Here is a 14,034-nt window from a genome sequence, read left to right as displayed (position 1 = left end):
CCACCCCGCCGCCACTCCGAGGAGCACAACCATGTCACGCAAGGCAACAACCCGCCTCATCGCCGCACTGTCGGTCGGCCTCGCGCTCACCGCCTGCACCGGCAACACCCCCGAGCCCGCTGCCGGCAGCGGCAACCAGGGTGGCGCCCGGGTCGCCAACGACGAGCCCGGCGACAAGGTCGTCATCGGCTTCTCCGCGCCCGCCGCCGACCACGGCTGGATGGCCGCCATCACCAACGCCGCCAAGGCGGAGGCGGCGAAGTACTCCGACGTCGAGCTGAAGGTGGTGGAGGGCACCAACGACGTCAACCTCCAGATCAGCCAGGTCGAGACGTTCATCAACGACAAGGTCGACGCGATCGTGCTGCTGCCGTTCGACGGCGCGGCGCTCACGCCGGTGGCGCTCAAGGCGATGAAGGCCGGCATCACGGTGATCAACGTCGACCGCGAGTTCGGCAGCCCGTTCGCCGCGCGCTCGACCGTGCTGGGCGACAACTACGGCATGGGCGTGTCCGCCGGCACCTACATCTGCCAGGAGCTCTCGGGCAAGTCCGGCGCGGTCGTGGCCGAGATCGCCGGCATCGACTCCCTGCCCCTGACGCAGGACCGCAGCAAGGGCTTCGCCGACGCCCTCGGCGACTGCGGGCTCAAGGTCGGCAACCGCGTCGCCGCCGAGTTCACCGTGGAGAGCGGCGAACGGGCCGCGGCGAACCTGCTCCAGGCCGCGCCGCGCATCGACGCGATCTGGAACCACGACGACGACCAGGGCGTCGGCGTCACGGCGGCGATCAAGAACTCCGGCCGCAACGAGTTCTTCATGGTCGGCGGCGCGGGCTCGGCCAACGTCATGCGCGAGATCAAGGCGGGCAACGGCCTGCACCGCGCGACCGTGGTCTACCCGTCCACCCAGGGCGCGGACGGCATCCGGCTCGCCCGCCTGGCCGTGCAGGGCAAGAGCCTCGGCGACCTGGTCGAGGTCGAGGTGCCGCGCCAGGTCGAGCTCTACGCCCCGGTCGTCACCAAGGACAACGTCGACCGCTACCTGCCCACCGCCTTCGAGTCCTAGGAGATCACCGCGTTGACGACGACGACACTGGGCGTCGCGATGATCGGCCACGCCTTCATGGGAGCCGCCCACTCCCAGGCGTGGCGCGTCGCGCCCCGCTTCTTCGACCTGCCCGCGCGCCCGGTCATGGCCGTCGTGTGCGGCCGCGACCGGGCCCGCGCCGAGGCCGCCGCCGAGCGACTGGGCTGGGCGGAGGCCGCGACCGACTGGAGGGCCGTGCTGGAGCGCGACGACGTCCAGGTGGTGGACATCTGCACGCCCGGCGACACGCACGCCGAGATCGCCGTCGCCGCCCTGGCCGCCGGCAAGCACGTGCTGTGCGAGAAACCGCTGGCCAATACCGTCGCCGAAGCGGAGACGATGGCGGAAGCGGCGGCCCGTGCCGCCGCGGGCGGCGTGCGGGCCATGGTCGGCTTCACCTACCGGCGCGTGCCCGCCCTGTCCCTGGCCCGCGTCCTCGTGGCGCAGGGCCGCCTGGGTCGCATCCACCACGTGCGCGCCCAGTACCTCCAGGACTGGATCGTCGACCCGGCCGCGCCGCTGTCGTGGCGGTTGCAGAAGGAGCGGGCCGGCTCCGGGGCGCTGGGCGACATCGGCGCGCACATCGTCGACGCCACCCAGTTCATCCTCGGCGACACCATCCGCGAGGTGTCCGGCACGCTGGAGACGTTCGTGACCGAACGGCCCCTGGCGGCCGAGCACTCCGGCCTGTCCGGCACCGCCGTGGCCGACCGCACCGGGCCGGTCACGGTGGACGACGCGGCGTTGTTCCTGGCCCGGTTCACCGGTGGCGCGCTCGGCTCGTTCGAGGCGACCCGGTTCGCCAACGGGCGCAAGAACGCCATCCGCATCGAGATCAACGGCTCCGCGGGCAGCCTGGCGTTCGACTTCGAGGACATGAACGTCCTGCACTACTACGACGGCGCGGAGGACGCCGCGGTCGCGGGTTTCCGCCGCATCGTCGTCACCGAACCGCAGCACCCCTACGTCGACGCCTGGTGGCCCGCCGGCCACGGCCTGGGCTACGAGCACGCGTTCACCCACCAGGCCGTCGACTTCGTCCGCGCCGTGGCCGCTGGAACCGACCCCACCCCGTCGTTCGCCGACGGGCTCCAGGTGCAACGCGTCCTGGCCGCCGTCGAGGCGAGCGCGACGTCGGGCACCTGGCGAGACGTCTGAGAGGAGAACACCATGGCGCGTCCGATCACGTTGTTCACCGGCCAGTGGGCCGACCTGCCGTTCGAGGAGGTCGCCCGGTTGGCCGCCGGCTGGGGCTACGACGGCCTGGAGATCGCCTGCTGGGGCGACCACCTCGACCCCTGGCGAGCAGCCGAAGACGACGACTACGTCGCCGACCGGTTGGCCATCCTGGCCAAGCACGACCTGAAGGTGTGGACGATCTCCAACCACCTCACCGGCCAGGCCGTGTGCGACGACCCGATCGACGAGCGGCACAAGGGCATCCTGTCCTCCCGCATCTGGGGCGACGGCGACCCCGAGGGCGTCCGCCAGCGGGCGGCCGAGGAGATGAAGGCGACCGCCCGGGCCGCCGCCAGGCTCGGCGCGTCGACCGTCGTCGGGTTCACCGGCTCCTCGATCTGGAAGACCGTCGCGATGTTCCCGCCCGTGCCGCCGTCGATGATCGACGCCGGGTACGCCGACTTCGCCGACCGCTGGAACCCGATCCTCGACGTGTTCGACGAGGTCGGCGTCCGGTTCGCGCACGAGGTGCACCCGTCCGAGATCGCCTACGACTACTGGACCACCGTGCGCGCGCTGGAGGCGATCGGGCACCGGCCCGCGTTCGGCCTCAACTGGGACCCCTCCCACTTCGTCTGGCAGGACCTCGACCCCGTCGGCTTCCTGTGGGACTTCCGCGAGCGGATCTACCACGTCGACTGCAAGGACGCCCGCCGCCAGGTCGGCGACGGCCGCAACGGCCGCCTCGGCTCGCACCTGCCGTGGTCCGACCCGCGCCGCGGCTGGGACTTCGTCTCCACCGGGCGTGGCGACGTGCCGTGGGAGCGGTCGTTCCGGATGCTCAACAGCATCGGCTACGACGGCCCGATCAGCGTCGAGTGGGAGGACGCCGGCATGGACCGCCTCATCGGCGCGCCCGAAGCCCTGGAGTTCGTCCGCCGCAACGCGTTCGACCCGCCCACGGCCTCCTTCGACGCCGCCTTCTCCACCGGCGGCTGAGCGGGCGCCGTCACCGGTCCAGGCGCAGGATGGTCTCCTCCACTTCGGCGTCACGGGCGGAGGCGTAGGAGACCTCGGTGCCGACCACCGCGAACCCCGCCTTGCGCAGGACGGCGAGCGATCTGAGGTTGTCACTGGCGGCGCGGGCGTGCAGGGGCCGGACCCGGAGCGCGTCGAGGAAGAGGGCCAGGGCTCGTCCGGCGACCCCCTGGCCCCACACCGCGCGGTCGATCCAGTAGGTGATCTCGGTGTCGCCGTCCATGACGAAGCTGGAGATGGTGCCGACGAACCGCCCGTCCACCGCCACCGCCCGCAACGTCGTGTCGGGAGCCGCCCTCACCCTCGCCAGGTGGGCGTCGAACGCCTCGCGGTCGTCGGGATCCTTGGCGGTGAACGCCGCCATCCGCACCGACTCCGGGTCACGCATGTGCTCGAACAGCGCATCGAGGTCGGCATCCTCGATCGGCCGCAACGCCACCTCTGCCACTGTGCCCTCCCCATCACGCACTGCCTGAACCCGCGGGCAAGCTAGCAGCCACCCCCGACAATTCCGGGTTCTCGCCCGTCGGTGGACGAGGGGTGGGCGCGGTTCCGTCGCCACGGCGAGCACGGCGAGCACGGCGAGCACGGCGAGCACGGCGGGCGTGCGGAAGCCACAGTGGAGCGGCGGGGGCGGTGGCACGGCTGCGGCAGCGGGTTCAGGGACGTGGAGCGGGGTGCATCGTCCGCGCAACCGGGGCCTCCTCCGGCTCGTGGCTGAGGAGGGCACCTGCGGCGGTGGGGTGTGGGGGTGGCGGGGGTGGTTTCGGGGCTCGTCATATTCAACCGAGGTACGGGAACAGTGTTTCCGTACATTTTCGCGGCGATCTCACCCGATCGTGGTACGGGCTGACCGCGTGGCCACCCTCGCGAGCCTCCACTTCAGGTCGTCGCTGCCGTCGTCGGCCCACTGCCTCGCCGGCGAGCCGGAACCGACCGCGTCGCCCCCGCGCCGTCGACGACGGGACCGTTGGCGCGGTTGACCGGCTTGTAGTAGCCCTCACCGACGGCGGTCAGGCGAAACTGGTGGTTCGGGCTGTCGTCGGGCGACCAGACCTTCATCGCGCCCGACGGCACCGTGCCGCCGCTGTCCAGGGCGAGGCCGTCGACCACGTTGATCACCCGGAACGAACGACCCGGGTCCGGTTCCACGCGCAGTGAGCGGATGCGGCCGTGGGGCGCCGGTGGCGCGCAGGTCCGGGGTGGCGGTGGTGAACCGCCACGACGTGCCGGAGAGGTCGTCCGCCTCATACCCGGTCACCACGTAGCCGGGCGCGGGGCGGATGGCCGAGATGGCGCCGCGGGACAGGTTCGGCTGGAGCAGGTCGTCGGCGGTGCAGGCAGAGGCTGCACGCCGAGGTCTGGCCCTCCGTCGAGCGCGCCATGCTCGACAACAACATCCGCAACTTCACCATCTTCCTGCACGACGACCTGCTCTTCGGCTACTACGAGTACACCGGTGACGACCACGCCGCCGACCAGGCCCGCATCGCCGCCGACCCCGACACCCAGCGCTGGTGGACCCTGACCGACCCCTGCCAGGAATCCCTGGCCGAACCCGGCTCCGGCCACTGGTGGGCCCCGATGCGGGAGATCTGGCACCTCGACGACCACCAGACCCAGGGGGACGCCGGTCGTACACCGTGAAGGCGCGGACGCGCTCGGCGAGATCTGTTGCGATCACGGCTTGTCCCACATGAGCGCCTCCACCATGCCGGCCGCCCGGGTCTCGCCGTACTCCTTGGGAAGACCCCATCGGTGTCCCGTGCGCGCGGGTCAGCCGCCCGTGCCTGTTCCTACCGGGCCGGCGAGCGCCGTTGCGGTCAGGGTGCTTCGATCACCCTGGTGATGGAGTCTTGTTTGACGTCGTTCCATTGGCGGCGTATCTCCGCGGCGCCTGCCCGGTACGTCAGGTCGGAACCTTCGAATATGCCGCCCTTGCCCACGATACGGCTCCGCAAAGTCCAACCCGGACAGATGCGGTGCGTCGTACACGCTTGCCCTGGTATCCGTCTTGGCCCCACCGGCCGCGGCCAGGACGAGCGCGACAACCGTCCGGACACCCCACCACGCCACCATGACCCTCTCTCTGCCGGCGAAGGACATGCCCGGCACCTGCCGGGACTCGGCCGTCGGGTGGACTCCGTGGTCACCGATCGACAACGGCCGCCTCGGTCAGCGTGGAACACCTTCGGCCATCACGCCGGCGCAGGCCAACCGACGACGCCTCGCCCGGTGAACAGCCCTCAGCGCACCCCACCGTTCGCGTGCCTCGCGCGACCTGGCCGTGCAGCCTCGCCGTCCACCCTCTGCCGACCGGCGGGTCACAACGTCGCCCACTGATCGACCGGGCCCACGGGGCACCTCGACTGGCGCTGGGAGTCGCCCAACGTCCCGACCTGCCGTGCTCCACCGTGCCGCCACGCAGGTGGTTCGGAGGACCACAGTCAGGAAAGGGCACGGCCTGGGCCTGTCGCGGAGGTCGTGCTGCGGTCAGTGGTCGCGGTGGACGATCAGGTGGGCCAGGGCGGCCAGTTCCGCGGCCGCGCGGGGCGCGGGGGTGATCGAGTCGAGGCGGCGCAACGCCAGGTCCAGGTGCAGCGCGGCCTGCTGTTCACTCCACGCGCGGCCGCCGGCGGCTTCCACCAGGCGTGCCGCGTGCGCCGGGTCGGCGGCCACCGCCTGGCCGTCGCCCTCGTACAGCGCGGCGAGCGCACGGCCCGCCGGCGTGCCGGAGGTCAGGGCGGCCACCACCGGCAGGGACTTCTTGCGGGCGCACAGGTCGCCGTGCACCGGCTTGCCGGTCACCGCCGCGTCGCCCCAGATCCCCAGCAGGTCGTCCACGTGCTGGAACGCCACCCCCAGGTGCAGGCCGAAGTCGCGCAGGCACGCGACCTCGGCCGGGCCGGCGCCGGCGAACAACGCGCCCAGGCCGCAGGCGCAGGCCAGCAGGCCGGCGGTCTTGCGCTCCACCATCGCCACGCACTCGGCCACTTCGACGTCGTGCCGGGTCTCGAACGCGAGGTCAGTCTGCTCGCCGTCGACGAGGCCGAGCACCGCCGCGTTGAGCACCCGGACACCGGCCAGCGCGGCCGGGTGCCCGCTGCCCGCGAGCACGTCGAAGGCCAGCGCCAGCATCGCGTCCCCGGCCAGCACGGCGTCCGGGACGCCGAACACCCGCCACGCCGCCGGGCGGTGACGTCGCATCAGGTCACCGTCGAGCACGTCGTCGTGCAGCAGCGTGAAGTTGTGCACCAGCTCGACCGCCACGGCGGCCGGCACGGCGGAACCCGCCGCACCACCGACCGCCTCGGCGGCCAGTTGCGCCAGCACCGGGCGGATCGCCTTGCCGCCGCCCGCGTCGGTCGGCTCGCCGTGCTCGTCCCACCACCCCAGGTGGTACCCGGCCACCCGCCGGACCGAGGCGGGCAGGGTGTCGACGGCGGCACGCAGGGCCGGCTGCACCATGCCGCGGCTCCACGCCACGACCTCGCGCGTCGGCCGCGCACGGGCGGTGGCTTCCGGTGTCACAGCGCGCCTCCTGGTCGGTCGGGTAACGCCACGGGGTGCAGCCCCGCCGGTCAGGCCAACTGCCGGTCCACGACGTCCGGCGAGAGCACGTACTGGACGACCATCGCCGCCGCGCCGAGCACCCCTGCGTCGTCGCCCGCCTGGGACGGCACGATGCGCAGGTTCTCGGTGGCCAGTGGGAGCGAACGTCGGTAGATCGCCTCCCGCACGCCGGCGAGCAGCATCTCCCCGGCGAGCGCGACCGTTCCGCCGACGACGATCAGCGACGGGTTGAACATGCTCACCGACGCGGCGAGCACCTCGCCGATGGCGCGGCCCGCCTGCCGCACGGCCTGGCCCGCTTCGAGGTTGCCCGCCCGGACCAGCGCCACGACGTCGGCGCTCGTCCGCGCGTCGATCCCCTTGGCCCGCAGTTCCGCCGCGATGGCGGACCCGCTCGCCACCGCTTCGAGGCAGCCGGTGTTGCCGCAGCGGCACGGCACGTCGCCCGCGTTGGGCGCGAGGATGTGGCCGAGGTCGCCGGCGGCGCCGACCGCGCCCCTGTGCAGCATGCCGTTGCTGATGAAGCCGGACCCGATGCCGGTGGCGACCTTGACCACGATCAGGTGCTCGGCCTCCGGGAAGCACTTCGTGTGCTCGCCCAGCGCCATCAGGTTCACCTCGTTGTCCACGAGCACCGGCACGCCGAGCTCCGCGCCGATGTGGCCGGGGACGTCGTAGCCGTCCCAGCCCGGCATGATCGGCGGGTTGTTGGGCCGGCCGGTGGAGTGCTCGACCGGGCCGGGCAGGCCGATGCCGACGCCCGCCACGCGCGTCGCGGTCAGGTCGGCGTCCTTCAGCACCGACCGCCAGCCCGCGATGAGCTGGGGCAGCACCACGTCCGGTCCCTCGGCGATGTCCAGCCCGAACCGGCGCACGGCCAGCGGCGAGCTGGTCAGGTCGGTCACCGCGATGGTGGCGTGGGTCGCGCCCACGTCGGCGGCGAGCACGACCCTGGCCCTGGCGTTGAACACGAACCGCCCGGCCGGTCGCCCGCCGGTCGACGCCTCGTTGCCCCCGTCGCTGACCAGCCCGGCGTCCAGCAGCGCGTCCAGCCTCGCCCTGACGGTCGACCTGGCCAGGCCGGTCACCGAGGTGAGCTCGGAACGAGTGCGGGGCACGCCGTCGCGCAGCAGGCGCAGCAGCTCCCCGGGAGATGCGGCGCCGAGCGGGGGACCGTCTTCTTTCACACCGCAATTGAACCAGAAGGGACGGACTTACGGCGGCTGTCGTCGAAACCTGTCCGACTTTTGATTGACATCCGCCATTACCGCTCCTACGGTTCGCCACATGACTGTGACCCACCTAACTCAAGCGGCCGACAGCGGTCGTGCCGAGACTCGGACACCGCGCGTCGCCGTGGTGGGTGCCGGATTCATGGGCCGCGTCCACGCCGAAGCGGCCCGCCGCGCGGGGGCGTCGGTCGTCGCCGCGGTGGCGAGCACGCCGGAGGGCGCGGATCGCGCCGCGCGGACCGTCGGCGCCGAGCGCGGGTACCCGGACCTCGACGCCCTGCTCGCCGAAGCCGGGGTCGACGTGGTGCACGTGTGCACGCCCAACGCCCGGCACGCGGAAGCGGTGCGGGCCGCGCTCGCCGCCGGCGCGCACGTCATCTGCGAGAAGCCGCTGGCCGTCGACGGGGTCGAGGCCGCGAGCCTGGCCGACGCGGCGGTGGCCGCCGGCCGGGTGGCGACGGTCCCGTTCGTCTACCGGTTCCACCCGATGGTGCGGGAGCTGAGGTCCAGGCTGGCGGACGGCCAGGCCGGCGCGGTGTCCACGGTCAGCGGCGGCTACCTCCAGGACTGGCTGTCCCGGCCGACCGACGACGACTGGCGCGTCGACCCGGTGGTCGGCGGACCGTCCCGGGCGTTCGCCGACATCGGCTCGCACTGGTGCGACCTGGTCGAGTTCGTCACCGGCGACCGGATCCACCGGCTGTCCGCCCAGACGACCACCGTCCACGCGCGACCGTCGAGCAGGCCGACAGAGGACGCGGCGGTCGTCCAGTTCGCCACCGAGGCGGGCGTGCTCGGCACGCTGGTGGTCTCGCAGGTCGCGGCCGGTCGCAAGAACCGGCTGCACGTCGAGGTCTCCGGCACCGAGGCCAGCTACGCGTTCGACCAGGAAGACCCGGAGCGGCTGTGGGTCGGCGGCCGCGGCGGCAACCAGGTGCTGGTGCGCGACCCGCAGACCCTCTCGCCCGCCGCCGCCCGGTACGCGCGCCTGCCCGCCGGGCACGCGCAGGGCTACCAGGACTGCTTCGACGCCTTCGTCGCCGACACCTACCGCGCCGTGCTGGACGAGGATCGGCCGGATGGCCTGCCCACGTTCGCCGACGGCCTGCGGACCGTCCGGATCACCGAAGCGGTCCTGCGGTCCGCCGCGGCCGCGGGGGAGTGGACCGAGGTGGACCGATGACCGCCGCCGGTGATGTCGTCGTCCGCCTCACCGGGATCACCAAGAGCTTCCTCGGCGTGCCCGTGCTGCGCGGGGTGGACCTGGAGCTGCGCGCGGGCGAGGTCCACGCGCTCATGGGCGAGAACGGGGCGGGCAAGTCCACGCTGCTCAAGGTGTTGGCGGGCGTGCACCGGCCGGACTCCGGTCGGGTGGAGGTCGACGGCGAGCCGGTCGTGTTCGCCACGCCCCGCGACGCCCAGGCCGCGGGCATCGCGATCATCCACCAGGAGTTCACCCTGTTGGAGCACCGCACCGTCGCGGAGAACGTGTACCTCGGCCGCGAACCGGTCCGCCGGGGGCAGGTGGACCGCCGCAAGATGGAGGCGGACACCAAGGGCCTGCTGGACTGGCTCGGTGAGGAGGGGATCGACCCGGCCGAGACCGTGACCCGGTTGTCGGTGGCGCAGAAGCAGGTCGTGGAGATCGTCAAGGCGCTGTCCACCGACGCCAGGGTGCTCGCGATGGACGAGCCGACCGCCGCGCTGGCCGACCACGAGGTGGAGCTGCTGTACGACCTGGTCGACCGCTTGCGGGCCAGGGACATCGCGATCCTCTACGTCTCGCACCGGATGCGCGAGGTGTTCGACCTCAGCAAGCGGATCACCGTGCTCAAGGACGGCGCGTTCGTCACCACCGCCCTCACCGCCGAGCTGACGTCGGACCAGCTCGTGCGCCACATGGTCGGGCGCTCGCTCGACGCGCTCTACCCCGACCGCGCCACCCCGGGCGAGCTGGGTGACGTGCGGTTGGCGTTGCGCGGCGCGGGCAACGCCCGGGTCCGTGGCATCACGTTCGAGCTGCGGGCGGGTGAGATCGTCGGCGTCGCCGGGTTGCAGGGCTCCGGGCGGTCGGCGATCGCGCGGGCGATTTGGGGCGTGGAGCCGTTCACCACCGGCACGCTCGAGGTCGACGGCGTCACGCGGCGGATCACCGACCCGCGTGCGGCCGTGCGGCTGGGCATCGGCTACGTCACCGAGGACCGCAAGGGCGAAGGGCTGGCGTTGCGGCAGTCCATCCGGGACAACGCGCTGCTCGTCCGCCGGGCCGCGCTGACCGGCGGCCCGGGGCGGCGCAAGTCGGACCTCGGCGAGCTGTTGAAGTCGGTCGCGGTCGTGGCTCGGGGTGAGCACCAGGAGGTGCGCTACCTGTCCGGCGGCAACCAGCAGAAGGTCGTGCTGGCCAAGTGGCTCGCCGTCGGACCGCGCGTGCTGGTCGTGGACGAGCCGACGCGGGGCATCGACGTGGGCGCGAAGCAGGCGGTGCACCGGCTGCTTCGCGAGCTGGCCCGCAGCGGGGTCGCGATCCTGATGATCTCCTCCGAGCTGCCGGAGCTGATCGGGATGAGCGACCGGATCCTGGTCGTCCACGAGGGCGCGATCGCGGGCGAGCTGCCCGCGGGCGCCGGTGAGGAAGCCGTCATGGGCCTGGCCACGGGGCACGGCAGGGGAGAAGTGGCGTGAGCGTCGTGCACGAGAAGATCGAGCTGACCACCGGCGCGACCCGGCGCCGCGCCCGGCGGATCAGCCTCACCCCCACGGTGACCGTCTACCTGGCGCTGGTGGCGCTGCTCGTCGCGGGCAGCGTCCTGGTCGGTCTGAACGGCGGCGTGCTGCTCGACCAGGGCGGCATCCTCAACATCCTGACCCGCAGCACCGTGCTGGGGCTGGTCGCGGTCGGGCAGACCATCGTCATCATCACCGGGTCGCTGGACCTGTCGGTGGCCTACCTGGTCGGGCTGTGCTCGCTCGTGGCGGCCCAGACCATGGCGGGCAGCGACGGGATGATCGTGCCCGGCGTGCTGCTGGCGCTCGGCGTCGCCGCCGTCGTCGGCCTGGTCAACGGCCTGGTCGTCACGGTGCTCAAGGTCAACGCGTTCATCGCGACCCTCGGCGTGGCGCTGATCCTGCGCGGCTACCTGGAGCAGAACTACACCGGCCCGGCGGGCAGCGTGCCGCGCGCGTTCCAGCACCTCGGGTTCGACCGCGTCGGCCCGATCCCGATCGGCGTGCTGCTCATGCTGCTCGTCGCCGCGGCGGCGTGGTTCTACCTCAAGCGCACCCGCCCCGGTTACCACACCTACGCGGTCGGCGGTGACGTGGACGTGGCGCGGCTCTCGGGCGTGCGCACCGGCCGCACGATCGTCACCGCCCACGTGCTGTGCGCCGTGGCCGCCGGTCTGGCCGGTGTGTTCCTGGCGAGCAGGCTCGGGTCCGGTGCGCCGTACGTCGGCACCGACGCCGGGTACGACCTGGAGTCCATCGCGGCCGTCGTGCTCGGCGGCACGGCGCTGGCGGGCGGGCGGGGAGGTGTCGTCGGCACGATCGGCGGCGTCCTCATCCTGGCCACCCTCGACACCATCTTCGACGACCTCGCGGTCGACCCGTTCTTCAAGGACGTCGTGCGCGGCATCGTCCTCATCGTCGCGGTGGCGCTCTACGCCCGCCGCAAGCTCACCAGGAGGTCCGCGTGAACGCGCCGACCACGTGGCGGCCCCGCCTGGCGGACGGCACCGCGCCCGTGCTGGCTGTCCTGGCCGTGCTGCTGGTGGCGCTGGCCTTCGCCGGCCCCGCCTACGCCGAACCGGCCGGCTACCTGGCGCTGCTCAAGCGCGCCGCGCCGCTGGTGCTGCTCGCCATCGGCCAGTACTTCGTCATCGTCTCCGGCGGGTTCGACCTGTCGGTCGGCTCATTGGTCACCGCCGAGGTGGTGATCGCCGCGCGGCTGATCGAAGGCGACGACGCGAACACCGTGTGGGTGATCGCGCTGCTGCTGGGCTTCGGCCTGCTGGTCGGCCTGGTCAACGGGCTGGTCACGACCAAGCTGCTGGTGCCGTCGTTCATCGTGACCCTCGGGATGCTGCTCATCCTCGACGGCGCGGTGTTCCTGTGGACCGGCGGCGCACCGCGCGGCGCGCTGTCACCGTCGTTCCGGGTGTTCGGCCGCGGCGGCGTCGACCTGCCCGTCCTCGGCCTCCTGCCGTGGTCGGTGGTCATCCTGCTGGCCGTCCTCGTCGCCGCGGTGCTGTTCATGCGCGGCGGCACCGGCCGCACGCTGGTCGCGGTCGGCGACAACGAGGACGCGGTGCGCCTGGCCGGCGGTCGCGTCGACCGCCTGAAGGTGCTGGCGTTCGCGCTGTCCGGGCTGCTCGCGGCGCTGGCCGCGATCCTGCTCGGCGGGTTCGCGGGCGTGTCGGCGCAGGTCGGCCAGGGACTGGAGTTCCGCGCCATCACCGCCGTCGTCCTCGGCGGCGTCCTGCTCGGCGGCGGACGGGGTTCCGTCGTCGCCGCGGCCGCCGGCGCCCTGACCCTCGAATCGCTGTTCTCCCTGCTCAACCTGCTCGGCGTCGCCGGCGCGCTGGAGTCCGCCGTCCAAGGCGTGATCATCATCGCCGCCGTCGCCTACGCCTCCCTCGGCGTCACCGCGCGGCTGAAGTCCCGCGCCGCCCGCACGCCCGAGCCCGCACGTCCCTAGCACCCGCCGCACAAGGAGATCCGATGAACAGGAAGTGGTCCGTCGTGGCCGTCGCGGGCCTGCTGGCCATGGCCGGCTGCAGCAGCGACCTGCCCGCCGACACCGGCACGCCCGGTACGACGGGCGCGGCCAAGGACGCCGGCGCGAAGTCGGAGTTCTTCGACCAGGCGCGTTACGAGCGCCAGTTGAAGTTCCGCTCCACCACGCCCGAAGGACCGGCCGACAAGCCGTGGGAGCAGATGATCTCGCCCGAGCTGGTCGACACGGCGAAGTACGCCAAGCCGGGCGGCGGCTACCACCTGTGCTTCTCCAACGCCTCGGTCGACAACCCGTGGCGGCAGGTCGGCTTCAAGACCATGCAGGAGGAGGTGAAGCTGCACCCGGAGATCACCAAGTTCACCGTGCTCGACGCGGAGGCCAAGGACGACAAGCAGATCAGCGACGTCCAGTCGTTCGCCTCGCAGGGGTGCAGCGCGCTCATCGTGTCCCCGAACACGACGGCCACCCTCACCCCGGCCATCGAGGCGGCGTGCAAGACCAACGTCCCGGTGATCGTGTTCGACCGCGGCGTCAACTCCACCTGCCCGGTGACGTTCATCCACCCGATCGGCGGGTTCGCGTTCGGCGCGGACGGCGCGGAGTTCCTCAAGGAGAAGGTGAAGCCGGGCGGCAAGGTGCTCGCGCTGCGCATCCTGCCCGGCGTGGACGTGCTGGAGCAGCGGTGGGCCGCGGCGAACGAGATCTTCGCCGGCAGCGAGCTGAAGGTCGTCGGTGTCGAGTTCACCGACGGTGACGCGGCCAAGACCAAGACGATCGTCGGGGACTACCTCCAGCGCGAAGGCCAGATCGACGGCGTCTGGATGGACGCGGGCGCGACGGCCGTGGCCGCGGTCGAGGCGTTCCAGGACGCGGGCGTGCCGATCCCGGCGTTCGTCGGCGAGGACCAGCAGGACTTCCTGCGGCTGTGGGCGGACGAGAAGATGACCGCCGTCGCCCCGACCTACCCGACCTACCAGTGGCGCACCCCGGTCATCGCCGCGCTGAAGATCCTCAACGGCCGGCAGGTGCCGAAGGAATGGGTGCTGCCGCAGCCGAAGGTCACCCAGGACACCCTCCAGGACTTCCTCAAGCAGGACATGCCGCCGCTGCACTACGCGATGTGCGGCTGCGAGTCGATGCCCGGCTACCCCGCGCCCTGGAAGTGACCGGACGACCCGGCCCGGACGGAGGAA

The 14,034-nt window shown here is 72.4% G+C and carries 13 protein-coding genes; 9 read left to right on the top strand and 4 right to left on the bottom strand.

Going from position 1 to position 14,034, the window contains the following annotated elements; translation table 11 throughout:
- Positions 1 to 31: 31 nt before the first annotated feature.
- The 3 genes from LZG04_RS16120 to LZG04_RS16110 are packed head-to-tail and all read left to right on the top strand — an operon-like array spanning position 32 to position 3,265.
- Entirely contained in the window at positions 32 to 1,066 is a 1,035-nt protein-coding gene (locus tag LZG04_RS16120; RefSeq protein WP_233817726.1) for a substrate-binding domain-containing protein, read from the top strand.
- A gap of 39 nt (positions 1,067 to 1,105) precedes the next feature.
- The gene (locus LZG04_RS16115) at positions 1,106 to 2,245 is read left to right on the top strand and encodes a Gfo/Idh/MocA family protein (RefSeq protein ID WP_233818101.1); all 1,140 of its coding nucleotides are present in this window, start codon (positions 1,106 to 1,108) and stop codon (positions 2,243 to 2,245) included.
- 12 nt (positions 2,246 to 2,257) lie between these two features.
- Positions 2,258 to 3,265, top strand: coding sequence for a sugar phosphate isomerase/epimerase (locus LZG04_RS16110; protein ID WP_233817724.1), 1,008 nt, complete (start codon positions 2,258 to 2,260; stop codon positions 3,263 to 3,265).
- A 10-nt stretch (positions 3,266 to 3,275) separates the two neighbouring features.
- Here LZG04_RS16110 and LZG04_RS16105 read toward each other — a convergent pair whose 3' ends face one another.
- Entirely contained in the window at positions 3,276 to 3,752 is a 477-nt protein-coding gene (locus LZG04_RS16105; RefSeq protein ID WP_233817722.1) for a GNAT family N-acetyltransferase, read from the bottom strand.
- A 434-nt stretch (positions 3,753 to 4,186) separates the two neighbouring features.
- Positions 4,187 to 4,456 (bottom strand): RICIN domain-containing protein, encoded by a 270-nt coding sequence (locus LZG04_RS16100; protein WP_233817720.1) that lies wholly within the window; start codon positions 4,454 to 4,456, stop codon positions 4,187 to 4,189.
- Positions 4,457 to 4,651: 195 nt separating this feature from the next.
- Between LZG04_RS16100 and LZG04_RS16095 the strand changes: the two genes are divergently transcribed.
- Positions 4,652 to 4,951 carry an L-rhamnose mutarotase gene (locus LZG04_RS16095; protein WP_267936650.1) on the top strand — a complete coding sequence of 100 codons (300 nt, stop codon included), beginning with the start codon at positions 4,652 to 4,654 and terminating at the stop codon, positions 4,949 to 4,951.
- 846 nt (positions 4,952 to 5,797) lie between these two features.
- Here LZG04_RS16095 and LZG04_RS16090 read toward each other — a convergent pair.
- Together LZG04_RS16090 and LZG04_RS16085 are read right to left on the bottom strand one after the other, a co-directional pair.
- Entirely contained in the window at positions 5,798 to 6,835 is a 1,038-nt protein-coding gene (locus tag LZG04_RS16090) for a family 2 encapsulin nanocompartment cargo protein polyprenyl transferase (RefSeq protein ID WP_308199118.1), read from the bottom strand.
- Between the two features lie 50 nt (positions 6,836 to 6,885).
- The gene (locus tag LZG04_RS16085) at positions 6,886 to 8,064 is read right to left on the bottom strand and encodes an ROK family transcriptional regulator (protein WP_233817716.1); all 1,179 of its coding nucleotides are present in this window, start codon (positions 8,062 to 8,064) and stop codon (positions 6,886 to 6,888) included.
- 100 nt (positions 8,065 to 8,164) lie between these two features.
- Here LZG04_RS16085 and LZG04_RS16080 point away from each other — a divergent pair, with 100 nt between their 5' ends.
- From LZG04_RS16080 to LZG04_RS16060, 5 genes are read left to right on the top strand one after another with little or no spacing between them, the layout of a single operon-like run.
- Positions 8,165 to 9,292: a Gfo/Idh/MocA family protein gene (locus LZG04_RS16080; protein ID WP_267936566.1), complete on the top strand. Its 1,128-nt coding sequence runs from the start codon at positions 8,165 to 8,167 to the stop codon at positions 9,290 to 9,292.
- Positions 9,289 to 10,791 carry a sugar ABC transporter ATP-binding protein gene (locus LZG04_RS16075; protein ID WP_233817712.1) on the top strand — a complete coding sequence of 501 codons (1,503 nt, stop codon included), beginning with the start codon at positions 9,289 to 9,291 and terminating at the stop codon, positions 10,789 to 10,791. The genes LZG04_RS16080 and LZG04_RS16075 overlap by 4 nt, the downstream gene beginning before the upstream one ends.
- A gap of 17 nt (positions 10,792 to 10,808) precedes the next feature.
- Positions 10,809 to 11,801, top strand: a complete 993-nt coding sequence (locus tag LZG04_RS16070; protein WP_374202828.1) for an ABC transporter permease — start codon at positions 10,809 to 10,811, stop codon at positions 11,799 to 11,801.
- On the top strand, positions 11,798 to 12,802 hold the full coding sequence (locus LZG04_RS16065; RefSeq protein WP_233817710.1) for an ABC transporter permease: 1,005 nt from the start codon (positions 11,798 to 11,800) through the stop codon (positions 12,800 to 12,802). The genes LZG04_RS16070 and LZG04_RS16065 overlap by 4 nt, the downstream gene beginning before the upstream one ends.
- A 23-nt stretch (positions 12,803 to 12,825) precedes the next feature.
- Complete coding sequence (locus LZG04_RS16060) at positions 12,826 to 14,007, top strand: substrate-binding domain-containing protein (protein ID WP_233817708.1); 1,182 nt, start codon at positions 12,826 to 12,828, stop codon at positions 14,005 to 14,007.
- The last annotated feature ends 27 nt before the right edge of the window (positions 14,008 to 14,034 follow it).

Source organism: Saccharothrix sp. S26, from assembly GCF_021390395.1.
Classification (GTDB): Bacteria; Actinomycetota; Actinomycetes; order Mycobacteriales; family Pseudonocardiaceae; genus Actinosynnema.
This window is presented reverse-complemented; position numbering and strand designations above follow the sequence as displayed.